Source organism: Variovorax sp. V93, from assembly GCF_041154485.1.
Classification (GTDB): domain Bacteria; phylum Pseudomonadota; class Gammaproteobacteria; order Burkholderiales; family Burkholderiaceae_C; genus Variovorax; species Variovorax beijingensis_A.
The window spans coordinates 274,598-301,268 of record NZ_AP028669.1 but is presented as its reverse complement, the minus strand read 5'-3'; the positions used below and the strand labels follow the sequence as shown (position 1 = coordinate 301,268).

Here is a 26,671-nt window from a genome sequence, read left to right as displayed (position 1 = left end):
GCAACGACTATGCTCCCGCCAACCAGAACGATTCCGACATGACAAAGAGCGATCACGGAACGAGGGGAGATTCTCGAGCGATGCAGTGCAGGCAGCTGGTGGCATGCGTGTGGTTCATTGCATTCGCGGTGTCCGCACAGTCGCAGCCGACGCCGCACGTGGTGCAGCCCGGCGAAACACTCTGGGGCATCACGGGGCAGCGCCTGCAGGCACCGCAGCGCTGGCCCGAGGTGCAGCAGCGCAACCAGGTCGGCGAGCCTCGCCTGCTGCAACCCGGCACGGTGCTGTATTTCGCGGACGGCCGCATCGTGCCCGAGGGCGCCGCCGTGGTGACGGCAGTCGAAGGAGCGGCCTCGCGCCGCCGCGGCGGCAGCGGGGGCGAACAGGCGCTCTCCCCCGGCATGCCGATCCAGCCGGGCGACATCCTCACCACCGGCAGCGAGGCCTTCGTCACCCTGGGCCTGCCCGGCGGCAGCCGCGTCGTGCTGCCCTCTCGCAGCGCGCTCGAAGTGCTGGCGATCGATGCCGCGACGGTCAGGCTGCGGCTCATCGAAGGCCGCGTGGAGTCGCAAGTCCAGAAGCAGCGGCCCAGCCAGCAGTTCGAGATCCGCGCACGTTCGCTGGGCCTGGGCGTGCGCGGCACCCATTTCCGCGTGCGCGACGAAGGCGGCTTGCTGGCCAGCGAGGTCATCGAAGGCGAAGTGACGGTCGGCAAGAGCGCCGTGGCAGGACAAAAAGACCCGCAGCGGCCCGCAGCTCCTGCCCTCGTACTGCGCGCGGGCCACGGCGCCGTCCTGCTGGAAGACGGCAGCGCCGAGGCGCGCCCCCTGCTGACGGCACCCCAGCTCGTGCCTGCCACCGGGCCCCGAAGCGGCGACCGGACGCTCGAACTCGTGCCGGTCGCGAACGCCAAGGGCTACCGGTTGCAGCTCGCGCGCGACGAGCGCGTCCTGCTGCCGGTGCACGAGCAGCGCGGTGCCGGCCCTGCATTCACCGTGCCGGCCGAAATCGAGCCCGGCTTCTACCAGCTTCGCCTCACCGCCTTCGATGCCGCACAGCTCGAGGGATTGCCGGGCGACAGCACGGTCTACCTGCCGCCATCCAGTGCAAGTGGACAGGGCAGCAGCGCAGGAACGGCCACGCCCATGGCCGACGGCCGCGTCGAGATCCGGTGGCCCGGGGTTTCCGGTCGGCGCTACGCCTTCGAGCTTTCGCGCAGCGCCGACTTCTCGCTGCTGCTGCTCAGCGAGCCGGCTGTCTACGCCACGGGCATGACGGTGGGCCCCTTCGCGGTCGGCGGCCGCTACCACTGGCGCGTGCGCGAGCAGCAGCCGGGCAGCACTGAACCCGCGAGCCCCCGGCAGGGCTTCGGCGGAAGCTTCGACATTCCCGCGCGTTGAGCCGGGCCTTCGCAATGCGCACGCGGCTCGTCATCGAACGGCTGTTGATGGCGCTGCTGTTACCCATTGCCATGCTGGGACTGGCGCAGCGCCCCATCGTGACGCAGATCGATGCCTCGATCCATGACCGGATGCTGCGCCTTGCATCGCATACCGCGACGCCCGACATCATGATCATCGCGATCGACGAACGCAGCCTGGGCGAACTCGGCCGCTGGCCTTGGTCCAGAGAAATCCACGCCCGGCTGCTGGAGCGGCTGGCGCCCCATGCACCGCGCGCGGTGCTGCTGGATCTTTTCCTGACCGAGCCCAGCATCAACCCGCGGGATGACGAGCGGCTGGCGCAAGCCATGGGCAAGCTGCCGGTCTACCTGCCGCTGCTGCATGCCCCGCCGTTGGCGTCGACGAACGAGTACTGGCCGGGCTTCCTGCCGCCGCTCGCGGTATTCGCCGAACGCGCCAGGGGCGTCGGCCATGCGGGCCTGACGCCGGATTCTGACGGGGTGGCGCGCACGCTGTACCTGCGCGAGGGATACGCCGGGCATCTGCAGCCCTATGTGGGGGCGCTCATGACGGGCCGCGTCCCGTCGCAGCCGCCCCCAGCGGCACCGTCCGGCACCTGGCTGCGCGAGGACCCGCTGCGCCTGCTGTTCGCCGGCCCGCGCGGCAGCTACCGCACGGTGCCGTATGTGAGCGCACTGCGTGGGGAAGTGCCCGGTGAGCTGCTGCAGGGCAAGCTGCTGCTCATCGGCGCCACGGCCCCGGGCCTCGGCGACCAGACGCTGGCACCCCATGCGGGCGTCCGGGGCGTTCTGTCCGGCGTCGAGGTGCACGCCAATGCGATCGACAACCTGCTTCATGCGCGCAACATCAGCGTGATGCCGCCACTCGCCTATGCGGCATGGACGGTGGTGCCGATCTGGATCGCGCTGTGGCTGCTGATCCGCATGGCGCACCACGCTTTGCCGGTCGCCTTCAGCCTGGCCGCGACCTGCCTGCTGCTCAGCATCGCCGCCATGCTCGCCCGGCACTGGTGGCTGCCCCCGGCGGCCCCCATCTTGGGTCTCGCCATCCTCTACCTTCTATGGAGCTGGCGGCGGCTGGAGTCTCAGTTCGCCTTTCTGCGCGAGCGCGCCCAGGCGCTGGACATGCTTCCGGCCGGCGCCTTCGAGATGCTTCCGGCCCTCGCGCCTGCAGCGGCCGATTCCGCGCAGCAACCCAAGCAGGCCCTGGACCGGGCCATTGCCCGTGTCCAGCGCATGCAGAAGCTGATGGACGAAGCCATGCACACCGTGCCCGTCGCGATGCTGATCTGCGACGAAGACGGGCGCATCGGATCGAGCAACGCTGCGGCCTTTCGCCTGTTGCGCGCCGGTGCGCTGCCTTCGCGCGACGGCGAGACGGCGGCACTCAGGGATGTGTCGCTGCCCAGGTTGCTCGCGACCCTAGCGACCACGGTGCAAGCCGATGCAGCGATGGCGGCAGAACACCCCCACTGGACCGAGCGCCTGCGCGGCGAATACCAGACCGCCGAGGCACGCGTGTTCCAGTTCGAGGCCGCGCCCTTCGGCGCCGCGGCGCGTGACGAGCGGGGCTGGGTGGTGGCACTGCCCGAACTCACAGCCGAGCGCGAAGCCCAGCGCCAGCGCGATGAATGGCGGCGTTTTCTGTCCCACGACCTGCGCAGCCCGCAGGTCACCATCCTCAGCCTGTTGTCGATGCATGGCGCCGAGACGGACACAGCGCCGCCGCCGGCGGATCTGCTGCGGGCGATCCGCCGGGAAGCGGAACGCACGCTCGCGCTGGCCGAGGGTTTCATGGACTACACCGAGGCCGGGTCGAACGACTACCGCTTTGCGGAAACGCATGTCGGCACGGTGCTGCTCGACGCGCGGGATCAGGTGTGGCCCTACGCCCGGACCCACGGCGTGCGCGTGGAGACAGGGCTCGACGAAACCGATGAAACAACGATCCGGGCCGACGGCGCGCTGCTGACGCGCGCCATCGTGAACCTGCTGAACAACGCCATCCGCCACAGCAGCCAGGGTAGCTGCGTGAGCCTGCGCATGGAGGCCATGCCCGATCTCCAGAGCCCCGGCGGAGGCGTTGTTCGCATCACCGTCAGCGACGAAGGCTCGGGCATGACGCCTTCGCAACTGCAGGCCCTGCTGACCACGCCGCGCGGCCAGCGCCTTGCCATGCACAAGGAAGATCAGGCTGCCGCCGCGCCTGCTCCGATGCCCGCCGCACGCGGCATGGGCCTTGGGTTTTCAGTGGTGCGCGCGGTCGTGCAGCAGCACGGCGGGCGCATCGAGGCGCAGAGCGCACCGGGCGTGGGCACCACGTTCTGGCTGAGCTTGCCGCTGCGCTGCGGCGCGCCCTGAGCGCACCGGAAGCTCAGAACCTGAAATCGACGGTCTTCGAGCCGCCGCCCACCGTCACCGTCTGGCTCTTGGCACTGCCGGCCATGGCGGCGTCGATGGTGTAGCGGCCCGCCGGCAGGTCGACCAGGCAGACCGGCCCGCTGGCGCGCAGGCCCAGCGAAGGCGCGCCGTCGGCGCCCTTGATGTCGACCTGGACATCCGCCAGGTAGGCGCCGTCGGAGCGCGCGAAGAGCAGCGCCAGCGGATGCTCCTTCATGGCCGCGCGCATTGCGGTCGATTCGTCCGAGCCGATGCCGCCGCAGACATAGCGCACCGCGCCCTCGCCCTTCCATTGCGGCATGGCCGACTGGGCTTGCACTGCGAAGACGCCGGCCGCACAGGCGAGAGCCAGCAAGGCACGCCGCAAGGTCCTGGAGGCGATGAAAGCTGGAACGGAAGACATGAGGCTTGCTCCTTGGAAAATCGGTGCCGCCATGATGCGGCGCGAATCGCCTTGGCGCGAGTCGGACCAGGGCGCTCTTCGGTGTGCGATCAGGCCGCTGCCAGCGCCGCGTCCAGCAGTTCCACCCAGTGCCGCACGGGCGTCTCCGGGCTGCCGCTTTGCAGGTGCGTGATGCAGCCGATGTTGGCCGAGGCGATGACGCTCGGCTGCAGTTGCTCCAGGTGGCCGAGCTTGCGGTCGCGCAGCGGGTAGGCCAGTTCGGGCTGCAGCACCGAGTAGGTGCCGGCCGAGCCGCAGCACAGGTGCGATTCGTTCAAGGCCACGCGCACGTCGAAGCCGAGGGCGCGCAGATGCGTCTCGACGCCGCCGCGCAGCTTCTGGCCGTGCTGCAGCGTGCAGGGCGGGTGGTAGGCGACCACGCCGGCCGGCGCGCGCACGCGGGCCTTCAGCGCAGGCACCAGATCGGGCAGCAGCTCGCTCAAATCGCGCGTCAGCTCGCTGATGCGCGCGGCCTTGGCGGCGTAGGCCGCGTCGTGCTGCAGGATGTGGCCGTATTCGCGCACCGTGACGCCGCAGCCCGAGGCGTTCATCACGATGGCTTCGGCCTCGTTGCGCTCGACCATCGGCCACCAGGCGTCGATGTTGGCGCGCATCTGCGCCTTGCCGCCCTCCTGGTCGTTGAGGTGGAACTTGACGGCGCCGCAGCAGCCGGCCTCGGGCGCGATCACGGCCTGGATGCCGGCCGCATCGAGCACGCGCGCGGTGGCGCTGTTGATGTTGGGCATCATCGAGGGCTGCACGCAGCCTGCGAGCATCAGCACCTTGCGCGCATGCCTCGCGGTGGGCCAGGCGCCGGCCTCCTGTTTGGCCGGCACCTTGGCCTTGAGCGCATCGGGCAGCAGGCCGCGCACCGACTGGCCGAGCTTCATCGCCGGGCCGAAGAGCGGCGACGGCAGCCCCTCCTTCAGCAGCCAGCGCGTGGCCGACTCCATGGCGGGGCGCGGCACTTTCTCGTCGACGATCTTGCGGCCGATGTCGACCAGGTGGCCGTACTGCACGCCGCTCGGGCAGGTGCTCTCGCAGTTGCGGCAGGTCAGGCAGCGGTCCAGGTGCAGCTGCGTGCTGCGCGTGGGGGCCTTGCCTTCGAGCACCTGCTTGATCAGGTAGATGCGCCCGCGCGGGCCGTCGAGCTCGTCGCCGAGCAGCTGGTAGGTGGGGCAGGTGGCGGTGCAGAAGCCGCAGTGCACGCATTTGCGCAGGATGGCTTCGGCCTCGCGGCCTTCGTCGGTGCCGCGGAATTCGGGGGCGAGTTCGGTTTGCATCGCGGAGGTGTCGTTTCTTTTTTATTCGTCTGCGAAGAGCCGGCCGCGGTTGAAGATGCGGTGCGGATCGAACTCGTGCATCAGCGCGCGGTGGATGCGGGCGATGGGGGCGCTCAGTGCGTCGAAGCGGGGAACGTCGCCGCCCGCTTGCGAAGCAGGCTTTCTGAACAGCGTGGCGTGCCCGCCCGCGGCGTGCGCGATGCCGCGGATGCGTGCGGCCTGGTCGGGCGCAGCCTTGTACCAGCGCTGTCCGCCATGCCACTCGACGAGCGGCGCGTTGCCGTCGATGGCGAGCACCGGCGCGGTCTGCGGCACCGACAGGCGCCAGAGTGCATCCGGTCCATCGGCGCTATCGAACCACGGCAGCTGCTGGTCGCGCAGCGCCTGCCAATCGGCGGCGGCGCGCGTGCTGGGCTTGCGCTCGCCGCCGAGATGCGTGCACGCCGCCTCCACGGCCGCCATCGCGCCGCGCAGCCGCAGGTAGAGCGCACCGGCCCCTGCGTATTCGAACCAGCAGCTCGCATTCAGCGGCAGCGGCCGGCCGCCCCATTCGTTGAGCAGTCGCAGTGCATCGGCCTGGCTGCAGGCGAATTCGAGCGTGGCCTCGGCCGGCGCGACGGGCAGCACCTTGAGGCTCACTTCGGCAATCACGCCCAGCGTGCCGAGCGAACCCGCCAGCACGCGCGAGACGTCGTAGCCGGCCACGTTCTTCATCACCTGGCCGCCGAAGCTCAGCACTTCGCCGCGCCCGTTGACGAGCCTGGCACCCAGCACGTAGTCGCGCACCGCGCCCACGCTGGCACGCGCCGGGCCGCTGAGCCCGGCGGCCACCATGCCGCCCACAGTGCCCGCGCCCGCCGCGCCGAAGTGCGGCGGCTCGAAAGGCAGGCACTGCCCTTTTTCGGCCAGCACGGCTTCGAGTTCGTCGAGCGGCGTGCCGCCGCGCACGGTGACCACCAGTTCGCTGGGTTCGTAGCTCGTGATGCCGGTGAGCGCGGTGGTGCTCAGGACTTCGCCGTGCGGTGTCTCGCCATGGAAGTCCTTGGTGCCGCCGCCGCGGATGCGAAGGGGCGTGGCGTCGGCGGCCGCGGCGCGGATGCGCTCGGCGATCTGGCGGAGGGCGGGTTCCATGGTCTGTGTTCTTGTTGTCGTTCTCAGAAGCGGGGCAGATCGGGGTGCGGCAGCCGGCCGCCGCGCACCACCTGCTTGCCGTATTCGGCACAGCGCTGCAGCGTGGGAATCGCCTTGCCGGGGTTCAGCAAGCCGGCCGGATCGAAGGCCCGCTTGACGCCGAACATCTGCTCGTTCTCGGCCGCGGTGAACTGCACGCACATGCTGTTGAGCTTCTCCACGCCCACGCCATGCTCGCCCGACACGGTGCCGCCCATGGCCACGCTGGTTTCGAGGATGTCGGCACCGAAGAGCTCGCAGCGGTGCAGCTCGTCGGGGTCGTTGGCGTCGAACAGCACCAGCGGATGCAGGTTGCCGTCGCCCGCGTGGAACACGTTGCAGCAGCGCAGGTTGTACTTCTTCTCCATCTGCTGGATGGCCAGCAGGATGTCGGCCAGCCGCTTGCGCGGGATGGTGGAGTCCAGGCACATGTAGTCGGGGCTGATGCGGCCCGAGGCGGGGAAGGCGTTCTTGCGGCCGCTCCAGAACTTCATGCGTTCGTCTTCACTCGTGCTCACCGCAATGGCAGTGGCGCCGGAGGAGCGCAGCACGGCCGTCATGCGGCCGATTTCTTCTTCCACCTCTTCGGCGGTGCCGTCGGATTCGCACAGCAGGATCGCGGCCGCATCGAGGTCGTAGCCCGCGTGCACGAAGTCTTCGACGGCGGCGGTCATCGGCTTGTCCATCATCTCGAGCCCCGCGGGAATGATGCCGGCCGCAATCACCGCGGCCACCGCATCGCCGGCCTTGCGCACGTCGTCGAAGCTGGCCATGATGCAGCGCGCGAGCTGCGGCTTGGGCACCAGCTTGACGGTGACCTCGGTGGTGACGGCCAGCATGCCTTCGCTGCCGATGACCAGCGCGAGCAGGTCCAGGCCCGGTGCATCGAGCGCCTCGCCGCCGAATTCGACGGGCTCGCCCTCCGCCGTGAATCCGCGCACGCGCAGCACGTTGTGCAGCGTGAGGCCGTACTTGAGGCAGTGCACGCCGCCCGAATTCTCGGCCACGTTGCCGCCGATGGTGCAGGCGATCTGGCTCGACGGATCGGGCGCGTAGTAGAGGTTGAAGGGCGCGGCGGCTTCGCTGATGGCCAGGTTGCGCACGCCGCACTGCACGACGGCCGTGCGGCCCACCGGGTCGATCTTCAGGATGCGGTTGAACTTGGCAAGCGACAGCGTCACGCCCAGCGCATGCGGCATGGCGCCGCCCGAAAGCCCGGTGCCCGCGCCGCGCGCCACCACGGGCACGCCGAGCTGGTGGCAGGTCTTGAGCACGGCCGCCACCTGCGCCTCGGTCTCGGGCAGGGCCACCACCAGCGGGCGCTGGCGGTAGGCGGTGAGGCCATCGCACTCGTAGGGCGTGGTGTCCTCGGCGTGCCAGATCAGCGCGTGGGCCGGCAGGTGGGCCTGCAGGGCGCGCACGATCTGCGACTGGCGGTCGGTTTTTTGCAGCGAATCGTGCTGGGCGGCTGTGAGCGGCGCGTTCATGGATGTCTCTCGTGGTGCCCTGCACTCTACGCAAAATGCGGCGGCGCCGGGTTGAAGCTTTTTTGCGCCGGGCTTGAGAGAACTTTGCCGCATGCGGCGGCCGGCCGCCGGCTCAGCGCAGCGCCAGCGCCAGCCAGTCGGCAAAAGCCGCGCATTCCCAGCGATCGAGCGTGCCGGGCTGCCAGCAGATGGTGTGGCGGTGCGGCGAGGGCACGGGCCGGTCGGACAGCGGCACCAGCCGGCCCGATTCGAACCAGGCGGCGCCCATCTTCTGGCGCACCAGCGCCACGCCGAAGCCGCTGGCCGCGGCGTCGTATACCAGGCCCAGGTCGTTGAACTGGGAGCCGACGTGCGGCTCGGGCTGGTCGAGGCCGCAGCTCGCGAACCAGGTGCCCCAGGGTTCGAGCGGGCTGCGGATCAGCCGCGCGCTGGCAATTTCCGCCGCGGTGCGAAAGCCATCGAACGGGCCGAATTCGTTGAGGTAGCTCGGGCTGCAGGCGGGCAGCACCTCTTCCTCGAGCAGCAGACGGTGTTCGCAGTCGGCGTACGCGCCGCTGCCGTAGCGCACCTCGAGGTCGGCCTGCTCGGCCGTGACGTCGAGCAGCGGGATCGACACCTGCAGCACCAGCTCGATGTCGGGGTAGATGTTGCGGAACAGTTCGAGCCGCGGCATCAGGAACACGCGGCTGAAGGTGGGCGTGACGGCGATGCGCAGGCGCGTGGCGCGCTGCGTTGCCGCGCTCAGCGGCGTGGCCTGCAGCGCCGCGAGGCCGGTGCGCACGTTGGCGAGGTAGGCCGCGCCGTCGGCCGTGAGGCTGAAGTCGCCGCGGCCGAAGAGCTTGAAGCCCACGTGCGCCTCGAGCTGGCGGATGCGGTGGCTCACGGCGCTGGCGGTCACGCACAGCTCATCGGCCGCGCGGCCCGCATGCCGCAGCCGTGCCACGGCCTCGAAGGTCAGCAGGCATTGGATCGGCGGGATGTGCTGCAGGGCCATGCGGGGGCCGCTCAATCTTCGAAGAAGGCGACCGGCAGGCCCGGGGTGTCGACGCGCATGGAGACCACCGTGCCCGAGGCCGGCAGCCGCTCGATCTCGGCGGCGGGCCGGCCCTTGCGGGCGGTGGTGACGAAGAGGGTCTTCAGGTCGTCGCCGCCGAAGCAGGGCATGGTGGGGCATTGCGCCGGAACGGGAACGGCGGCCACGGTCTCGCCCGACGGCGCGAGGCGCAGCAACTGGGCGCCTTCGAACATCGCAACCCAGTAGTGGCCTTGCGCATCAACCGTGGCGCCGTCGGGGCGGCCTGCGTAGCGCAGCATCGGCGAATCGGGGGTCCAGCCTTCGGGCTTGGCGTCGAACTGGCGGAACACGCGGGGTTGCGAGAGCGTGTTGGCCTCGGCGTCCCAGTCCCAGGCGCGCACCTGGTGCGCGGGCGTATCGGCCCAGTACAGGGTGCGCGCATCGGGCGAGAACGCGAGCCCGTTGGCCGTGGTCACCTGGTTGGCCATCTGCGCGAGGGCCGCCGGCGCCGCGCCACGGCCGGGGCGCGCGTCGAGGCAGTAGAGCGCGGCGTTGGCACGGTCTTTCGCCTCGTTGATCGAACCGCTCCAGAAGCGGCCGAGCGCATCGCACTTGCCGTCGTTGAAGCGCATGGTGCGCACGTCGTGTTCCACGCGCGCGATGGCGACGAGTTCACCGCCCCACTCGCGCGCCCGGTAGATGCCGTCGCGCAGCGCAATCACGAGGCCGCCGCTGCGCGCCGGTGCCATGCAGCCGGGCTCGGTGGACAAGGCCCAGCGCTCGACCGTGGCGGAAGGCGTGCCGATCTCGCCGCGCGTTCGCAGCACGGCGCGGCCCGGGATGTCGAGCCAGTACAGGGCGCGTTCCCGCGGATGCCAGAACGGCGATTCGCCGAGCTCGCAGAGGCTGTTGTCGATGGAGGTCCACATGCCCGGAATTGTGCATGGGCGGGCATCGCCGCTCCAGAGGAAAAACACAGGCAAAAAAAAGCCCGCTGGCGCCGAAGCGCTCACGGGCTGAACATCCAAAGGAGACCTCGCTGAAAAATCGTTCCGTGTAGTTCTTATAACCAGCCTGTACACCGCATGCCTTCTTCCAGAAACACCGAGGAACCGGCTTTGCCGGGCCTCTGGTGTTGCCCCCAGCAGGGGGGTTGGCGTAGCGACACGAAGTGCGCGAAGACTGGGGGGTTGCCTATTTTTTGGGGTTACCGGTTGTATGCGGTCTCGCCGTGCGAGGAGATGTCGAGGCCTTCGCGCTCTTCTTCTTCCGACACACGCAGGCCGATGGTGAGGTCGGCGATCTTGAAGGCAATGAACGCCACCACGCCCGACCACACGATGGTCAGCAGCACGCCCTTGAGCTGGATCCAGACCTGCGCGCCGATGCCGTTGGACACCACGCTGGCCGTGACCCAGTCGCCCACGAGGCCGGGGCCGCCGAGTGACTGGGTGTTGAACACGCCGGTGAGCAGCGCGCCGACGATACCGCCGACACCGTGCACGCCGAACACGTCGAGCGAGTCGTCCGCGCCGAGCATCTTCTTGAGGCCGTTGACGCCCCAGAGGCAGGCGAAGCCGGCGATGAAGCCGATGATGATCGCGCCCATCAGGCCGACGTTGCCGGCAGCCGGGGTGATGGCCACGAGGCCTGCGACAGCACCCGAAGCGGCACCCAGCATCGAGGCCTTGCCGCGCATCAGCGCTTCACCGATGCACCATGCGAGCACGGCCGCGGCGGTGGCCGAGAAGGTGTTCATGAAGGCGAGCACGGCGCTGGTGCCGGCTTCGAGAGCCGAACCTGCGTTGAAGCCGAACCAGCCGACCCACAGCAGCGAAGCGCCGACCATGGTGAGCGTGAGCGAGTGCGGCGTGAAGGATTCCTTGCCGTAGCCGACACGCTTGCCGATCACGTAGGCGCCGACCAGGCCCGCCACGGCGGCGTTGATGTGCACCACGGTGCCGCCTGCGAAGTCGAGCGCGCCCCATTGCCAGATCAGGCCGGCCTTGCCGTTCATGGCGTCGACCACGTCCTTGCTGGCATAGGCGTCAGGGCCCATCCAGAACCAGACCATGTGCGCGAGCGGCGCATAGCTGAAGGTGAACCAGATCACCATGAACAGCAGCACGGCCGAGAACTTGGCGCGCTCCGCGAAGGCACCCACGATCAGGCAGCAGGTGATGCCGGCGAAGGTGGCCTGGAAGGCGGCGAACAGCAGCTCGGGGATGTAGACGCCCTTGCTGAAGGTGGCGCCGGGCGCGAACACGCCGGTGGCCGGATCGAACACGCCCTTCATGAAGAGCCGGTCGAATCCGCCGAAGAAGGCATTCCCCTCGGTGAACGCGAGGCTGTAGCCATAGATGAGCCACAGCACCACGATCATCGAGAAGGTGACCATCACCTGCATCAGCACCGACAGCATGTTCTTGCTGCGCACCAGGCCGCCGTAGAACAGCGCCAGGCCGGGGATGGTCATCATGATGACGAGCAGCGTGGACAGCATCATCCAGCTGGTGTCGCCCTTGTTGAACGAAGGAGCGGCAGGCGCCGCGGCGGGCGCTGCTTCGGCAGCAGCTGCAGGCGCGGCGGCGGCCGGGGCGGCCGCGGGTGCCGGTGCGGCAGCTGCGGGCGCCGATGCCGCGGGCGCCTCGGGCGTGGCAGCAGCAGGCGCCTGGGCGAAGCTCGCCGTGCCTGCGGCGAGCAGGCTCAGGCCGAGCGCGAGAGAAACAAGCAGTTTTTTCATGGTTGTTGTTTTCCGGGCTGGATCAGAGGGCTTCGCGGCCGGTTTCACCGGTGCGGATGCGAACGACCTGCTCGAGGTTGTAGACAAAAATCTTTCCGTCACCGATCTTGCCGGTGCGCGCCGCACCCTCCACGGCTTCGATCACGCGGTCGACGAGGTCGTCGGAGACCGCCGCCTCGATCTTCACCTTGGGCAGGAAGTCGACCACGTACTCCGCGCCGCGGTACAGCTCGGTGTGGCCCTTCTGGCGGCCGAAGCCCTTGACCTCCGTGACCGTGATGCCCTGCACGCCGATGGCCGAGAGGGCTTCGCGCACCTCGTCGAGCTTGAACGGTTTGATGATGGCTGTGACCAGCTTCATGACTTTCTCCTTCTTGGATGGAATGAATGGTGCGGCAGCTTGGGCCGCACCTTGTTTTTGTGCCTGCTTACAGCGTCTTGCTGAGCGTAACGATGAAGCGCGCCTTGTTGGGCGAATAGGTGGTCTGGCCGAAGGTGCCGAAGCCGAAGTCGTAGCCGGGGTTGGCCACCGCCAGGTACGAGCTCTTCTTGTTGGCGCCCTGCACCGAGCCGGCCAGCGCCAGGCCGTTGCCGAAGTCGTACGACACGCCCACGTTGTAGTCCACGTAGCTCTTGTAGCCCAGGCTGCGGATGTCGCTGGACATGTGGGTGTAGCCCACGGCCGCCTTCAGCGTGAGCTTGGGCACGATCTCCTTGCTGTAGGCCAGATTCAGGTAGCCCGTGTTGCGGCCCTTCAGCCCCGAGCCGGCCTTGTTGCCCGCGTAGCCGAAGTAGTCCTTCGACACCGTGTGCGAGTACTTCAGCGTGAACGAGCCGATGGCCTCGTCGGCCCAGGTGCCGGCGCCGTACAGCTCGGTGGTGTTGCCCGCGGAGTTGCCCGGGTAGATGTAGCTGAGCGCGCCCACGTCCAGGTCGAAGGGGCCGGCCTTGAACTTGTAGCCGCCGTAGATGTCGCTCTCGATGCTGTTGCCCTGCAGCCAGTTGACGCTGGAGTTCCAGTTGCCCACGTAGAAGCCGCTCTCGCCGAAGGCGTAGTCGAAGCCGCCCTGGATGGCGGGCTTGAAGCCCTTGGTCTTGGCGTAGTCGTTCTTCCCGATCATGTCCTGGTCCTGACCGCGGAACTTGTAGTTGCTGGTCAGTGCCACATTCCCCGTGAGCTGTGCGCTCGCAAGCATCGGCAGGGCGGCAAGGGTGGCCACGGCCATTGCCTGGGCGAATTTACGGTGCATCATCGAGACTCCTCGGAGTTGGTTGGATTGTTGGGGGACACCGTCTCATAGCAGGGAGCGTGCCAAAGTGCACGTTTTGCCCTGCGGCACGGCGGCCGCTCCCGCACCGGCAACCCAGGCGAAATAGTTACAAGCGTGTTCGGTTGCGGTACCCCATGGGGCACCGCGGTGCATGAGCCCGGCCAAAAACGGGCGCACCACAATGGTGAGAGGGAGTGGAATGAGCCTGTCTTTGGTGCAAAGCCGTGCTTTGCTTGGGCTGGAAGCGGCCAGTGTCACGGTCGAGGTGCATCTGGCGAACGGCCTGCCGAGCTTCACGCTCGTCGGGCTGGTGGAGACCGAGGTCAAGGAGGCGCGCGAAAGGGTGCGCTCGGCCATCCAGAACGCCGGCCTGGAGTTTCCGAACAACAAGAAGATCGTCGTCAACCTGGCGCCGGCCGACCTGCCCAAGGATTCCGGCCGCTTCGACCTGCCGATCGCACTCGGCATCCTCGCGGCCAGCGGGCAGATCCAGCCCGCGCTGCTGGCAGGCCACGAATTTGCCGGCGAGCTCTCTCTTTCAGGCGAGCTGCGGCCCGTGCGCGGCGCGCTGGCCATGGCGCTGGCCCTGCACACGCGCGGCATCGCGACGCGCCTGGTGCTGCCCGCCGGCAGCGCCCAGGAAGCGGCGCTGGTGCCCGGCAGCGAGGTGTACGGCGCCAGGCACCTGCTGGACGTGGTGCAGCGCTTCATGCCCGAGGGCGCCGCGCCGCTGCAGGGCGAGGATCGCCAGCAGCCGCCCGCCGCGGACGGCTGGGCCCGGGTTCATGCCGCGGCCGCAGCGGCCGCGCCGCTCTATGCGGACCTGGCCGACGTCAAGGGGCATGCGGGCGCCAAGCGCGCCCTCGAGATCGCCGCCGCGGGCGGGCACAGCCTGCTGATGGTCGGCGAGCCCGGCTCGGGCAAGTCCATGCTGGCGCAGCGCTTTGCCGGGCTGCTGCCGCCCATGAGCGTGGACGAGGCGCTGGAGAGCGCGGCCGTGGCCAGCCTGGCCGGCAGCTTCTCGGCCGCGCGCTGGATGAACCGGCCGACCTCGGCGCCTCACCACACGTCGAGCGCCGTGGCGCTGGTGGGCGGCGGCTCGCCCCCGCGGCCGGGCGAGATCTCGCAGGCGCACCACGGCGTGCTCTTCCTGGACGAATTCCCGGAGTTCGCGCGCTCCGCGCTCGAGGCGCTGCGCGAGCCGCTGGAGACCGGCACCATCACCATCGCGCGCGCCGCCCGTCGCGCCGAGTTTCCGGCGCGCTTCCAGCTGGTCGCGGCCATGAACCCCTGCCCTTGCGGCTACCTGGGCTCGACGCTGAAGGCCTGCCGCTGCACGCCGGACCAGATCTCGCGCTACCAGGCCAAGCTCAGCGGCCCGCTGCTGGACCGCATCGACCTGCACATCGAAGTGCCCGCGGTATCGGCGCAGCAGCTCATCGATGCGCCCGCCGGCGAATCGACGGCCAGCATCCGCAGCCGCGTGGTGGCCGCGCGCGAATTCGCCCTGCAGCGCCAGGGCAGCCCCAACCAGGCGCTGCAGGCCGGCGCCATCGACAAGCATGCTGCGCTCGACGATGCGGCCCGCAAGTTCGTCTACAGCGCCGCCGCCAAGCTCGGCTGGTCGGCGCGCAGCACGCATCGCGCGCTCAAGGTGGCGCGCACAGTGGCCGACCTGGCGGGCGCCGAATCGGTGGAGGTGGTGCATGTGGCGGAGGCGGTGCAGTACCGCAGGGCGCTGCGCGGCATCGTGTGAACGGTGCAGCGCTGGAACGGCAGCCGCACGCTACACGCTGAATTCCATCTCGCCTTCGACGCGGTAGCGGTGCGCCAGCCCCACGCCATTCAGCGCCTTGTCGCGGTAGTAGCGGAAGGCGATGTACTGGGCCTCCTGCTCGAGCAAGGCGCCCTTCTGCGCGTCGACGACCCGCCACTGCCCGTCGACCAGGACCTCTGCCCAATCGTGAAAGTCCATCGGCTTGGGGACAAAGCTGCGATCCGTGACATAGCCCTCGACCATGCGGGCCGGGATGCCCGATGCACGGCACAGCGCCACCACGAGGCAGGCGTACTCGGAACAATCCCCGCGCCGTTGGCGCAGCGCGTAGAGCGCGCCGAAGTCCTCCGGCGCGTAGCCCGCGTAGTCCACGCTCGCGGCCACGAAGCCGTGGATGTTGCGCACCGTTCCCTCGCCGGTCGCGGATTTCAGGGCCCGCGCCTGCGCCACGATCGCTTCGTGGTCCGATTCGATGTAGCGCTCCGGCGCGAGCCAATCCTGTGCATCTTTGGGCGCAGGCATCGGTGCGCCTGCGCGCTTCAGGCTGATCATCAGCGAGGCCGTGCGCCGCGCATAGGCGCTGAGCTTGTCGATCGAAACGAAGAGGACGGTGTGCCCCAGCGGATCGGCCTGTAGTTCATGCCGCAGGCCGGTTTCGACGGCGTCCAGCGTCCACCAGGCATTGCGGCGCACGGGAAGGTACATCCAGAGCCGCTGGGCCGCCAGGTCGAGCGATCCCGGGTTGTTCATGCCCAGGTTGAAGCGCAGCTGCAGCTCCTCTTGCGCGGCAAGGCTGCCGCGGCCGATGGACATGAGCGCGCTGCCCGCCAGCGCGCCGGCCGCACCGATCCATGCACGTCGCTGCATTGCTGCCTCAGCCGCAGCGCGGCTGCTTCGGTCCGCGCGCGTGCGCGGCCCACACGGCCTCCTGCGTCCGGAGGTAGGCCTTCAGTGCGCCCGCGCCGCCCGCATACACCAGCAGCGGCGTAGGTGCCACGGCCTGGCTGTACTGGCGAAAGGTGGCCTCGCTCATGGCACCGTCGACCACCACCGTCACATTGGCTAGCACCCCCTTTTGCTCCTTGCGGCGGCGCTCCACGGCGCCTGCAACGGCACGCGGCGCCGCGTCTGCCGTGCGGAACGCGAGCGGCAGGGCCTCGGCGGTCGCGGGACTGTTCACAACAACGACCAGGCTTTCGGGAAACTGGCTCTGCGCCCACAGCTGAGCGGGATCGAGCTGCGCAGACTCGAATGCATCGGGCGCGCCGCGGCCGCTCACGGGCAGTTCCCTTGCCAGGTAGCCGGCCATGCCACCCATCAGCACCTGGACCGACTTGAAGCCCTGGGCCCGCAACCGGCCGCACGCCCCATAGAGCTCGCGGTCGGACTTGCCGTCTCCCACCAGCAGCAAGGGCTTGTCGCGCAGGTACTCCTTGAGACGGACGCTCGCCGCATCGGCCCGCATGGCATTGGCAATATGGAAGCGCGCGAACTCGCTCTCGTGGCGCGTATCGATGACCGTGGCCCCGCTCTTTTGCAGAAAGGAGGCCGCCGCGGACGCCGGCAATGCGCAAGCGGCCTCCAGGCCGCCTTCGGCACGCCCCGTGCCGGATAACGCCGAGCCCGGCAAGCGCTCGTTCTTGCACATCGACCCGGACTGGGGCATGTCCCGCAGCACCGGAGGAAGCCCCGAATTCGTCTGCGCACCAGCGGGCGCGCAGAGCGGCATCGACAGCAGGGCGGCAGCAAACGACACGGCGGCAGCGATTTTCTTGCGCATGGACACCTCGGCTCGGTTCAAGGTCGTGGGGACGCGCCGAAAGGCGTCGTCGAGAAAGAAGGAAGCGATGTGGTGGCGGCCCCCGGCCCGATGGTCTTGCCCCCGGCCGGCGCCGGCATCTGGGCGACCGAACCGAAGACCCATTCGGCGTAGCTCTGCGCGCCCGTGAACGCCTGCTCGTCGCCTTCGAAACCCGCCTGCTTGATCGGCACGGCCGTCGAGAGCGAATGGATGCCGACGATGCGCCCCGACACCTGCACCAGCCCCCACTCGGCCTTGCCCGTCATCGGATCGACGAAGACCTTGCGCAGGTGCCGGCGCACGCCCGGAAAACGCTCGTCCTTCAGCAGTTCCTCGAGGGTGGCGGGGTAGCCGCGCGGATCGTTCTGCGGCGGCAGCGCGGCCTGGCCGCCCGCGGCGGGAATGTTCGCGCCACCGGCCGCGGGCGGCAGGCCCGAAACGGGCTGCCCGGCCCCCATGCCCAAGGGCAAGCCCGCCGCCGGCGCCGGCAGCCGGGCCTCGTAGTAGCTCGCAAGCGCGGTGCGGAACTGGCGCCCGATGGCCAGCAGCTCCTTCTCGCGGTCGCGCTGGCTGACGGTGGTCTGCACGTCGGCGGCCACCGTCAGGCCAATGCCCATGAGCGCGATCAGCAGCAGCATCCAGATGTAGGTGAAGCCCCGCTGCGCCAGCGCGCCTGCCGGGCGCGGGCCGCCGTCAGAAGCTCTCATACGAACGGCCGTCCTTGGTGGCTCCGGACGCGCCGCTCTTGATGCCGGCAATGCCCGTTTCCTCGCTGTTCTGCGAGGGCAGCAGGATCCAGCTGGTGCGCGACTCCGTCACCGGGTCCGTCGGCACTGCATGCAGGTAGCGCTGCTCGACCAGTTCGTCGAGCGTTTTCGGCCAGCGCCCCTTGTCCGCATAGAACTTGTCCAGCGTGAGGCGCACCACGCGCAGGTTCTCCTGCAGCACCTGGTCCTTCGACTTGTCGATCGACCCGAAGTAGCGCGGCGCGGCAATGGTCAGCAGCAGCGCAACGACCGACAGCACGACCAGCAGCTCGATCAACGTGAAGCCGGCGCGGCGCGCGGCCCTTGCGAAGGAGATGCGCTTCATCATCACCACAGCGCGTACTCGACCCCGTTGAGGCCGGTCTTCTTCGACTTGGAATAGACATCGAACACGTCGTCTCCTTCGGCCGGAGCGTCGGGCGGCGAGGCATAGCTGCGCAGGCCCCAGGTCTGCGCGGCGGGTGCCTGGGCGTCCGCATAGGTCGGGTCGCGCGGCAGCGACCGCAGGAAATAGAGCTTCTGCTGGTTCGGGCTGCGCTGGTCGGGAACGCCCTGCCACAGGTCGTCGAGCTTCTTGGGAAATCCGCTCTCGCCCAGCTTCATCTGGATGCGCCCCTGGTCGGACGCGCGCTTGTAGGCGTCCAGCGCCTTGCGGATCTGCATCAGCGAGGCCCGCAGTTCGTGCTCCTTCTGGCGCTGCACGCTCACCTGGGCCAGCGGCACCGCCACGGTCGCCAGCACGGCCATGATGGCGAGCGTCACGAGCAGCTCCACAAAGGTGAAGCCACGCGCAGGATGAGCGCTACGGAACAATTTTGAACACCTGTTCCACGGGAACGGCCACCGGGGATGCCGAGGCCGGCTCCGGCGTGGCCGACAGCAGCTGCAGCCTCGCGCCAGTGCTGGCCTTGACGGCCTTGAAGGTGAGCGTGGCCACGCTGCCGGTGCCGTTGATGCCGGCCTCGCCGCCCGCCGGGTTCTCGCGCAGGGCCGCAATGAACACCTTGCCCTGCACGCCATCCACGCGCTGGCTGAACGTGCTCTTGCCACCGGCCTGCTTGAAGAAATCGCCCTCGTGCGCGCTCACGACCTGCATCAGCTGCGGATCGAAGCCCACGAGCAGGGGCAGGCCGCGCAGCGCCTGCTGGCTGTTGACGCTCAGCACCGCACTGAACTGCTCGCCCACCTTCACCTGCGCGGGCGCCTTCCAGCTGAGGCTGACGGCGCCCGTTGCCAGCGCACCCTGCTGTGCCGGGGCCGCCTTGGCCGCAGGAGCCGCAGGAGCTGCAGGAGCAGTGCCGGCATTCACAGGCGCGACTGCGCTTGCCGCAGCCGCGCCGGGCGCCACCGCGCCACCCGCGGCGGACGCAGGGGCCACCGTCTTGACAACTTCAGCCCCGCCCCCCGTGAGCTGCAGCGGACGCGCACCGATGTTGCTTTCGGTACCCGAGTCGAACTCGGCCGACTGCAGATCGGGCCGCCGGATGGAGCGCACCACGCGCGGCGTGATGGACAGCAGGATTTCGCTGCGCAGCGAATCGTCCTTCTGGCTGCCGAACAGGCGCCCGGCCACCGGCATCTCGCCCAGCCCCGGCACCTTGTTGGCGCTGGAGCGGTCTTCGTCGCTGATCAGGCCCGCCAGGATCTGCGTCTCGCCGTCCTTCAGCCGAAGCACCGTGCTCGCGCCGCGCGTGCCGATCTGGTAGGCCAGCGAGCCCGACTTGCTGATGATTTCCCGCACCAGGCTGGAGACTTCGAGGTTGACCTTGATGGCCACCTCTTCATCCAGGTAGATGTTGGGTTCGACTTCCAGCTTGAGGCCCACGTCCACGTAGTTGATCGACTCCGACACGAAGCCCGTCACGTTCGACGTCGTCGTGATCACCGGCACCCGGTCGCCGATCAGCACCTTGGCCTTCTCCTTGTTGCGCACGCGGATCCGCGGGTTGGCAAGAATGCTCACGTCCGCGTCTTCCTTGCGGGCATTGGCCGTGACGCCGCCAATGGTCGCCCTGAGATTGCTGCGGTTGAGGTTCCCCAGGTCCTTCAGCACCAGCGGCACGCCGTCGATCTGCACCGGCGACAGCGACAACTGGTTGGGCCAGTTGATGCCGAGTTCGAGCAGGCGCGAGCGCTTCATCTCGACCACTTCCACTTCGAGCATCACTTCCGGATCGGTCAGGTCCTGCAGCGCCACGATGCGCTCCGCCATGCGGATGGCGTCGGGCGTGTCGCGCATGATGATCAGGCCCAGCCGCTCGTCGATCACCAGGTCCTTGGTCTTGACGATGGTCTTGATGGTGTTCGACACCGCCTTCACGTCCGCGTTGGCCAGGTAGAAGGTGCGCACCGACAGCGTCTGGTAGTCCTTCAGCTTCTGCGGCGTGTTCGGGTAGATGAGCACCGAGTTCTCGTTCAGGATCTTCTGCTCGAGCTGGTTCGTCACCATCAGCAGGCGCACCGCATCCTCGATGGTGGTGTTGCGCGCCATGATGTTCGCCTTCAGGTCGGGGCGAATGTCCTTGTCGAAGAAGAAGTTCAGGCTCGATACCTTGGCGATCACGTCGAACACCGTGCGCAGCGGCGCATCGCGAAACTCCAGCGTGATGGTCTTGCGGAAGCTTTCCGCGAGCTTGGCTTCGGGCTTGGCCTGCTTGTTCTGGGCCTCCTCGATGCGCTCCTTCAGGTTCAGCGCCTCGCGCTGACGCGGGTTTTCGCTCAGGACCGGGCGCAGCATGTCCAGCGCGGTGGCCAGGTCTTCCGGCTTGCCTTTCTTCAGCAGCGCCTCGCCCTCTATGACCACGAGCCGGTGCTTGCGTTCGACCACCAATGCCTCCAGGCCCTGGCGCGCCATCGCGTTCTCGGGTTCGTAGGCCATGACCTGCCGGTACCACTTCTCCGCCTCGGTCAGGCGCCCATCGCGGCGGTTGGCCTCGGCCGCCGTGAGGTAGCGGTTGACCAGGCTGGCGCGGGTGGTCGACAGCGCCACCCGGTACTCCGCGTTTCGGGGGTCGAGCTTGACCGCTTCTTCCAGCTTCGCGAGGCCCTCGGTGGGCTTGTTGTCGGCAAGCAGCTGGTTCGCTTCGCGAAACGCCATCTGGCTCGCGCAGCCGGACAGCAGCAGGCAGGCCAGCGCGCACACCCCCACCGCATGGGCCCAGCGCTTCTTCGGGCGCGGGTGCATGAACATCGTCATTTCTTCTTTCATTGGGAGGCCGTCCACGGCAGGCTCTGCTTCTGCCCCAGCGGCAGGTAGGTCAGCACGACCTGCCCGGCCTCGATGGCATCGACGCGCCATTCGGGGTTGATGTTTTCTCCGGGCCACAGCACCACGCTGTCGCCGTTGAAGGTCGCGAACATGGCCGTCCTGCCGCCTTCCTGGTAGCGGCCCAGCAGCTGCAGCGGCGCGGGTGGCGCCTGCGGGGCCGTGGCTTCGGGTGCGGCGGGCGCCGGCGCCTCGATCCGGGTGGGAGGAGGCTCCCAGCTCAGCGCTGCGAACAGGTGCGAGTCGTCGCCATCGATGTCGTCGCGCGGGCGCAGTTCGAGCACGCCCGCCGCCGCGCCCGCCGACCGCCGGCCTTCCGCCTGCATGGGCAGCGCACGCGGCGCCGCGTCGGACGCGGCCGGACGCACGGCGGCCTGCACCACGGCCTCTTCCTGGGCCGGCGCAAAGTACACCGCGACCAGCGTGGCCGCGAAGGCCAGGACCAGCCACACCTTGCGCTGCGTCATGGCGCCCCCTCCTGCGGCCGGTCCAGCGGCCTGGGCAGCGGCGCGCGCACCGCAAGGCCGGGCAGCCCCGTGACCAGGGTCCATTGCACGATCGCCTCGACCTGCTCCGCCTGGATGCGGTCGCGCTTGAACTGCACCGACTCGAACACCAGGCTGCGGTTGCCCGCCAGTGCGCGCTCCAGGAAGCGCTGGACCGCGGGCGCATTGCCCTTGATGGGCATGGTCATCCGGTAGCGCACGAACTGGCCGACCTCGTCGCTCTGCGCGCGGTACTCGCCACGCGACAGCAGCAGCCTTTCTTCAACGCCCAGCTCGAACAGGCGCTCGAGCACCTCGGGAATGTCGTCGTGCGCGGGCAGCATCTGCTCGAATTTCTGCAGGTTCGACAGTTCCGCCGCCGGCCGCGCCTGCAGCAACGGCTCGGTCGTTTCGCCCGCCACGCTGGCGGTTCGCAGGTCGATGCGCAGTTGCCTGACGTGCACCACGGCCGCTGCCAGCCCGCAGACCACGAGCAGCCCCAGCAGGATGGCAAGGCCGTCGGGCCCGGCCATGCGGTACACGCGGTGCGCGCTGCGCCGGCACTGCCACCAGATGTCCGCCATGCCATGGCGCGTCCATCGCGTCAGTCCTTCCATGCGACCTCCACGGTGAAGCGGAACGTGGCTTGCGCATTGCCGCCCTGTGCGGCGTTGTCCGGCACTTCGTGCCTCACCAGATAGGCATGGTTCAGCGGCTTGCGGTCAGACAGGAAGGCGACATAGCGCGTCATGTCGGTGCTCGCGGGCGCCTCGGCATGGACCTTGAGCGTCGGGCGCAGCACGCGCGCATCGCCGGGCCCCGCGCCGCGCTCCCGCCCTGCCACGAGCTCCAGCCCCAGCAGTCCGACGCGGATGTCCTTCGGCGGCTGCAGCGCACGCAGCAAGCGGGGCAGCGGGATGTTGAGCTCGGAGACCACCGCATTGACGGCGGCGATGCGCTTGGCCTGCTCCGCGGATGGCGGCGGCGCCTCGGGAACCACGGCGGCGCGCCGGGCCGCCGTGGCCGTTGCGAGCGCCTCCTGCAGCCGGGCCTCGTTGCGCCACAGCGCCACGCCCGAAAAGCCGATGCCGCCGAGCACGCACGCGAGCAGCAGCAGCTTGGCGGCGGAAGGCCGGGCGGCGCGCGCCACCGCATCGAGCGCGTGCGCTGCGGCAAGGTCGCGCCGGCCTTGCGGCAAGACCCACCATGCCATCGGGCCGGAAGCGCCGCCGAGCGGATCGTTCGGCGCCAGGTCGGTAACGGAGAACAGCGTGGCGACTTCGGGCGACGAAGGCGACGGCACGGCGTTCCATCCCAGCCGCTGGACGATGGCCGCAACCGACGTTGCCAGCTCGCGCGCCGCAGGCCGCGCGGTGCCATCCGAGTGCAACGGGCGGATCACCACTTCGTCGATGCACGCCGAGGCCCGCTGCCCGCGCACCAGAATCACCTGCCGCGCCGACGCGTCGCCCGGCTCGAGGATGGCCAGCACGCGTTCGGAGTGCGCGGGCGTCTGCCCCGGTGCGTCGTTGCCGCGCCAGGCCAGCGCGGACAAGGTCGTGATCGAATGCGGCCGCGTCTTCAGCCCCGCCGCCAGCCGGTTCACGTGTTCGAGCAGCGAGGCCGGATAGCAAACCGCCAGCCGGGGCTGGCGAAGCGGCGCATCGTCCAGCCGCAGCAGGTCGCCGGGCGAAACCTCGTGCCCCGCTTCGCGCAGTTCGCTGCGCGCGGCCGCGACGGCCGCCGCCGCGCGGTACTGCGCCGCGTTCCACGGCACGGAGGCGCTCGGCACCCACTGGTCGGACACCAGCACCCGAAGCTCGGCGCCGCGCTGCAGCGCCATCTCGGCCTGGCAGCTGCGGGCGAGCGCTTCGATGGCTTCCGGTACGGCGGCCGGCAAGGCGTCGACCGAAGCCAGCGGCTCGTCCGCGGCCGGCTGCCTGTAGGCGGCGTCGAACAGCATGCGCAGCTCGGCGCCGCGCCGCACGCTCCAGGCGGCCTGCAGCCGCTGCGCGCCGATGTAGAGATAGAGAACGGGTTTGGGCATGGGCGCTCTCAACCCGCCACGCGCGCGACTTCGTCGAGCGTCGTTTCGCCGGAGGCCACCAGTTCGATGGCCATGTCGGCCAGCGGTATCCAGCCGGCCTGCCGCGCCTCGTCCTTGACGACGGAGATCGAGGCCTGCGCGGCGATCAGCTCGCGCAGCTTGTCGTTCATCACCAGCACCTCGGCCACCGCCCGCCGGCCCTTGAAGCCGGTGCCGCGGCAATGGCCGCAGCCCTTGCCGGCCCGCAGGGTCCAGGAGCGGATGGCCGCGGCATCGACGCCCGCGGCCGCCAGCGCCTCGGGCGTTGGCTCCACGGGCTCCGAGCACACCGGGCAGTTCACGCGCACCAGCCGCTGGGCCACGATGCCGTTGAGCGCGGCCGAGAAGCTGTAGGCGTCCACCCCCATGTGCAGGAAGCGCCCGAGCACGTCGAACACGTTGTTGGCATGGACGGTGGTGAACACCAGGTGGCCCGTGAGCGCGGCCTGCACCGCGATCTGCGCGGTCTCGTCGTCGCGGATCTCGCCCACCATGATCTTGTCAGGATCGTGGCGCAGGATGGAACGCAGCCCGCGCGCGAAGGTCAGCCCCTTCTTCTCGTTCACCGGAATCTGCAGCACATGCGGCAGGCGGTACTCGACCGGGTCCTCGATGGTGATGATCTTGTCGCGGCCCGTGTGGATTTCTGTGATGGTGCCGTACAGCGTGGTCGTCTTGCCCGAGCCCGTCGGCCCGGTGACCAGCAGCATGCCGTGCGGCTTGCTCGCGAGCCGCCGGATCGAGGCCTTGGTCTGCTCGCGCAGCCCCAGGCTTTCGAGCGTGAGGCTCTGTGCCTGCTCGGTGAGCGCCTTGCGGTCCAGCAGCCGCAGCACCGCGTCCTCGCCGAAGATGCTGGGCATCACCGACACGCGAAAGTCGATGTCGCGATCGCTGACCCGCACCTTGAAGCGGCCGTCCTGCGGAATGCGGCGCTCGGCAATGTCGAGCTCTGCCATCACCTTGACGCGCTGGATCACCTGCTCGGCCATGTCGGCACCGGCCACTTCGGTGATCGACACCAGCACGCCGTCCAGCCGGTACTGCACGCGCAGCCCCTGGGCGTCGCACTCCAGGTGGATGTCGCTCGCGTTGAGCTTCAGCGCGTCGTACAGCGTGGAATTGACCAGCTTGATGACGGGGCTCGTCTCCTGCTGGATCGAGACCATGCTGATCAGCGCGGCCAGTTCGCCGTCGTCGGCCTCGGCCTCGACCGCCTGGAAGCCGTCCATCGCGCGCATCTGGCGCTCCTGCTGCGCCAGCAGGCCGTCGAAGTCGTCGGCATCGACAAGGCCCACCGCCACATCGCGGATGCCCAGGCGGCGGCACTGGTTGAGCCCCCAGGTTTCCGCGGCCGCATCGCGGTGGTCGGTCAGCGCAAGGTAAACCTGGTTGGCGCCGGCCGGGTCGTCGGCGGCCGATTGCAGCACCGCGATCTTGCGCGCCACCGCATCGGTGTAGCCGACCGCGTCCCAGCGCGTGCGCAGTTCGCGCAGGCGTGCCATGTCCATCCACACCAGGCCGAGCGAATGCGCGAGTTCGATCGTGTTGAGCGCGGTGCTCACTGCAGGCTCCCCGCCAGCTCGAAGATCGGCATGTACATCAGCACCACCACCAGCCCGATGACCAGGCCGATGGCCAGCATCAGCACCGGTTCCAGCAGCTTGGAGGTGGCGTCGATCCAGCGGGTCATTTCCTCGTCGTGGAAGCGCGCCGTGCGGTCGAACATCGGCGCCAGCTGGCCCGAGCGCTCGCCCACCTGCACCAGCGACTTCGCCACCGGCGTGGCCAGCCCGAACTGCACCAGCGCCTGCGACACGCTGCCGCCCTCCTCGATGCGTTCGCGCGCGCCCGCCAGCGCCGCGCGCTGGGCCGAACTCAGCAGCCCGCCCACCATGCCCATTGCGCGAGGCAGCGCAATGCCGGAGGACAGCAGCAGGCTCAGCGCGCGATAGAAGCGGCTCAGCCGGAACAGGTCGGCACGCGGTGCCAGGCCCGGCAGCCGCAGCGCCAGCTCGACCAGCTTCTGCCGCGTTGCGGCCTGGCGCAGCTGCCACACCGCCAGCACGAGCACCGCCGCCACCAGGCTCAGCGCGATCACCGCATGGTCGTAGACCAGGTGCCCGATCGACAGCAGCACGCCCGAAGCCCAGGGCATCGGACGCCCGGAGCTTTCGTACACGGCAGCAAACCGCGGCACCACGTAGCCCAGCAGGAACAGCGTGACGAATCCGCCCACCGTGACCAGCAGCGCCGGATAGATTGCCGCCGACACCAGCTTCTTGCGCAACACGTCGAACTGCTGCTGGTAGGCGATGAAGCGCTCCATGGCCTCGGGCAGGTTGCCCGTGCGCTCGCTGGAGCGGACCGTTGCCACGTACACCGCGGGAAACTGGAGCGGGTGGGCCTCGAGCACGTCCGAGAAATTCCTGCCCTGGCGCAGGCTCGTCTCGACGCCCGACAGCAGCGCGCGCGCGGGCCCCTGCGACTTCTCGACCAGCGTGTTGAGCGCCTCGCCAAGATTCAGGCCCGCCTGCAGCAGCGAATGCATCTCCTGGCTGAAAAGCAGCAGGTCGAAGGCAGCGCCGCGTGCCGCCGCCGTGCCGGCACGGGACCGCGACCCGCCGTCGGCCGGCCCGCTGGCATCATCATCGGACGAAGCATCGACCTCGAGCACGCGCAGGCCGTCGCGGCGCGCCTGCCGGGTGGCTGCCGCGGCATCCAGCCCGGCAAAGCGCATCCAGCTGCTTTGCCCATCGCGCCCCTGAACCCGGAGCCGAACACCCGTTGCAGCCATCACCGCCCCGGCTCAATGAAACGACACATCGGCGTTCTCTTTCTCGCCGCCGGCCTGCCCGTCCTTGCCGTACGAGAGCAGGTCGAACTCCGCCGTCTGTCCCGGCGTGCGATAGATGTAGTCCTTGCCCCACGGATCGGGCGGGATCTTCTTCTGCATGTAGGGGCCGTTCCACTTGGCCTCGCCGTTCGGCTTGACCACCAGGGCCTGCAGCCCCTGCTCGGTGGACGGATAGTGGCCGGTGTCCAGCCGATAGGCGTCCAGCGCCTTGGACAAGGCATCGATCTGCGCCTTGGCCGTGCTCTGCTCGGACTTGCCGATCTGCGAGAAATAGCGCGGCCCCACGATGGCCGTGAGCAGACCGATGATGACGATCACCACCAACAGCTCGAGCAAGGTGAAGCCGCGCGCACGGCGAGGCGCCGCACCGGAATGGCGAATGGAAGAAGAGTGGGATTGCAT

Annotated in this window: 24 protein-coding genes; 3 read left to right on the top strand and 21 right to left on the bottom strand. The window is 69.1% G+C overall.

Annotated features, from left to right (window positions below):
- The first annotated feature begins 80 nt into the window (after positions 1-80).
- Entirely contained in the window at positions 81-1,400 is a 1,320-nt protein-coding gene (locus ACAM54_RS01320; RefSeq protein WP_369649564.1) for a FecR domain-containing protein, read from the top strand.
- Positions 1,401-1,414: 14 nt separating this feature from the next.
- The gene (locus ACAM54_RS01315) at positions 1,415-3,784 is read left to right on the top strand and encodes a CHASE2 domain-containing protein (protein ID WP_369649563.1); all 2,370 of its coding nucleotides are present in this window, start codon (positions 1,415-1,417) and stop codon (positions 3,782-3,784) included.
- A gap of 13 nt (positions 3,785-3,797) precedes the next feature.
- Here ACAM54_RS01315 and ACAM54_RS01310 read toward each other — a convergent pair whose 3' ends face one another.
- From ACAM54_RS01310 to ACAM54_RS01270, 9 genes are all read right to left on the bottom strand, one after another.
- On the bottom strand, positions 3,798-4,226 hold the full coding sequence (locus ACAM54_RS01310) for a carboxypeptidase regulatory-like domain-containing protein (RefSeq protein ID WP_145742944.1): 429 nt from the start codon (positions 4,224-4,226) through the stop codon (positions 3,798-3,800).
- Positions 4,227-4,315: 89 nt separating this feature from the next.
- The gene (gene glcF, locus ACAM54_RS01305) at positions 4,316-5,548 is read right to left on the bottom strand and encodes a glycolate oxidase subunit GlcF (RefSeq protein WP_369649562.1); all 1,233 of its coding nucleotides are present in this window, start codon (positions 5,546-5,548) and stop codon (positions 4,316-4,318) included.
- A 21-nt stretch (positions 5,549-5,569) separates the two neighbouring features.
- Entirely contained in the window at positions 5,570-6,679 is a 1,110-nt protein-coding gene (gene glcE, locus ACAM54_RS01300; protein ID WP_369649561.1) for a glycolate oxidase subunit GlcE, read from the bottom strand.
- A gap of 23 nt (positions 6,680-6,702) precedes the next feature.
- On the bottom strand, positions 6,703-8,205 hold the full coding sequence (locus ACAM54_RS01295) for an FAD-linked oxidase C-terminal domain-containing protein (RefSeq protein WP_369649560.1): 1,503 nt from the start codon (positions 8,203-8,205) through the stop codon (positions 6,703-6,705).
- 112 nt (positions 8,206-8,317) lie between these two features.
- Entirely contained in the window at positions 8,318-9,199 is an 882-nt protein-coding gene (locus tag ACAM54_RS01290) for a LysR substrate-binding domain-containing protein (RefSeq protein ID WP_209537050.1), read from the bottom strand.
- An 11-nt stretch (positions 9,200-9,210) separates the two neighbouring features.
- Positions 9,211-10,149: an SMP-30/gluconolactonase/LRE family protein gene (locus tag ACAM54_RS01285; protein ID WP_369649559.1), complete on the bottom strand. Its 939-nt coding sequence runs from the start codon at positions 10,147-10,149 to the stop codon at positions 9,211-9,213.
- A gap of 278 nt (positions 10,150-10,427) precedes the next feature.
- Positions 10,428-11,963 (bottom strand): ammonium transporter, encoded by a 1,536-nt coding sequence (locus ACAM54_RS01280; protein WP_186454156.1) that lies wholly within the window; start codon positions 11,961-11,963, stop codon positions 10,428-10,430.
- A 22-nt stretch (positions 11,964-11,985) separates the two neighbouring features.
- Positions 11,986-12,324, bottom strand: a complete 339-nt coding sequence (gene glnK / locus ACAM54_RS01275) for a P-II family nitrogen regulator (RefSeq protein WP_007833403.1) — start codon at positions 12,322-12,324, stop codon at positions 11,986-11,988.
- A 67-nt stretch (positions 12,325-12,391) separates the two neighbouring features.
- Positions 12,392-13,213, bottom strand: coding sequence for a TorF family putative porin (locus tag ACAM54_RS01270; RefSeq protein WP_209500637.1), 822 nt, complete (start codon positions 13,211-13,213; stop codon positions 12,392-12,394).
- 220 nt (positions 13,214-13,433) lie between these two features.
- On the opposite strand from ACAM54_RS01270, the gene ACAM54_RS01265 reads away from it, so the two are divergent.
- A complete protein-coding gene (locus tag ACAM54_RS01265) occupies positions 13,434-14,990 on the top strand; it encodes a YifB family Mg chelatase-like AAA ATPase (protein WP_369649558.1) in 1,557 nt (518 codons plus the stop codon).
- Between the two features lie 30 nt (positions 14,991-15,020).
- Here the strand turns inward: ACAM54_RS01265 and ACAM54_RS01260 are convergent, their stop codons facing one another.
- From ACAM54_RS01260 to gspG, 12 genes are all read right to left on the bottom strand, one after another.
- Positions 15,021-15,878, bottom strand: coding sequence for a transglutaminase family protein (locus tag ACAM54_RS01260; RefSeq protein WP_369649557.1), 858 nt, complete (start codon positions 15,876-15,878; stop codon positions 15,021-15,023).
- A gap of 7 nt (positions 15,879-15,885) precedes the next feature.
- Positions 15,886-16,791: a rhodanese-like domain-containing protein gene (locus ACAM54_RS01255; protein WP_369649556.1), complete on the bottom strand. Its 906-nt coding sequence runs from the start codon at positions 16,789-16,791 to the stop codon at positions 15,886-15,888.
- Positions 16,792-16,808: 17 nt separating this feature from the next.
- Positions 16,809-17,519, bottom strand: a complete 711-nt coding sequence (locus tag ACAM54_RS01250; RefSeq protein WP_369649555.1) for a type II secretion system protein — start codon at positions 17,517-17,519, stop codon at positions 16,809-16,811.
- The gene (locus ACAM54_RS01245) at positions 17,506-17,904 is read right to left on the bottom strand and encodes a type II secretion system protein (protein ID WP_369649554.1); all 399 of its coding nucleotides are present in this window, start codon (positions 17,902-17,904) and stop codon (positions 17,506-17,508) included. Before ACAM54_RS01245 ends, ACAM54_RS01250 begins: the two co-directional genes overlap by 14 nt.
- Positions 17,905-17,906: 2 nt before the next feature.
- Positions 17,907-18,392: a type II secretion system protein gene (locus ACAM54_RS01240; RefSeq protein WP_369651887.1), complete on the bottom strand. Its 486-nt coding sequence runs from the start codon at positions 18,390-18,392 to the stop codon at positions 17,907-17,909.
- The gene (locus ACAM54_RS01235) at positions 18,382-20,775 is read right to left on the bottom strand and encodes a cohesin domain-containing protein (protein ID WP_369649552.1); all 2,394 of its coding nucleotides are present in this window, start codon (positions 20,773-20,775) and stop codon (positions 18,382-18,384) included. The genes ACAM54_RS01240 and ACAM54_RS01235 overlap by 11 nt, the downstream gene beginning before the upstream one ends.
- 8 nt (positions 20,776-20,783) lie before the next feature.
- Positions 20,784-21,311, bottom strand: coding sequence for a hypothetical protein (locus ACAM54_RS01230; RefSeq protein ID WP_369649551.1), 528 nt, complete (start codon positions 21,309-21,311; stop codon positions 20,784-20,786).
- Positions 21,308-21,946: a hypothetical protein gene (locus ACAM54_RS01225; RefSeq protein WP_369649550.1), complete on the bottom strand. Its 639-nt coding sequence runs from the start codon at positions 21,944-21,946 to the stop codon at positions 21,308-21,310. Before ACAM54_RS01225 ends, ACAM54_RS01230 begins: the two co-directional genes overlap by 4 nt.
- Positions 21,934-23,376 carry a hypothetical protein gene (locus tag ACAM54_RS01220; RefSeq protein WP_369649549.1) on the bottom strand — a complete coding sequence of 481 codons (1,443 nt, stop codon included), beginning with the start codon at positions 23,374-23,376 and terminating at the stop codon, positions 21,934-21,936. Before ACAM54_RS01220 ends, ACAM54_RS01225 begins: the two co-directional genes overlap by 13 nt.
- Positions 23,377-23,384: 8 nt before the next feature.
- Positions 23,385-24,977 carry a GspE/PulE family protein gene (locus ACAM54_RS01215; protein ID WP_369649548.1) on the bottom strand — a complete coding sequence of 531 codons (1,593 nt, stop codon included), beginning with the start codon at positions 24,975-24,977 and terminating at the stop codon, positions 23,385-23,387.
- Positions 24,974-26,152, bottom strand: a complete 1,179-nt coding sequence (locus tag ACAM54_RS01210; protein WP_369649547.1) for a type II secretion system F family protein — start codon at positions 26,150-26,152, stop codon at positions 24,974-24,976. Before ACAM54_RS01210 ends, ACAM54_RS01215 begins: the two co-directional genes overlap by 4 nt.
- Before the next feature lie 69 nt (positions 26,153-26,221).
- Positions 26,222-26,671, bottom strand: a complete 450-nt coding sequence (gspG, locus tag ACAM54_RS01205; protein ID WP_369650935.1) for a type II secretion system major pseudopilin GspG — start codon at positions 26,669-26,671, stop codon at positions 26,222-26,224.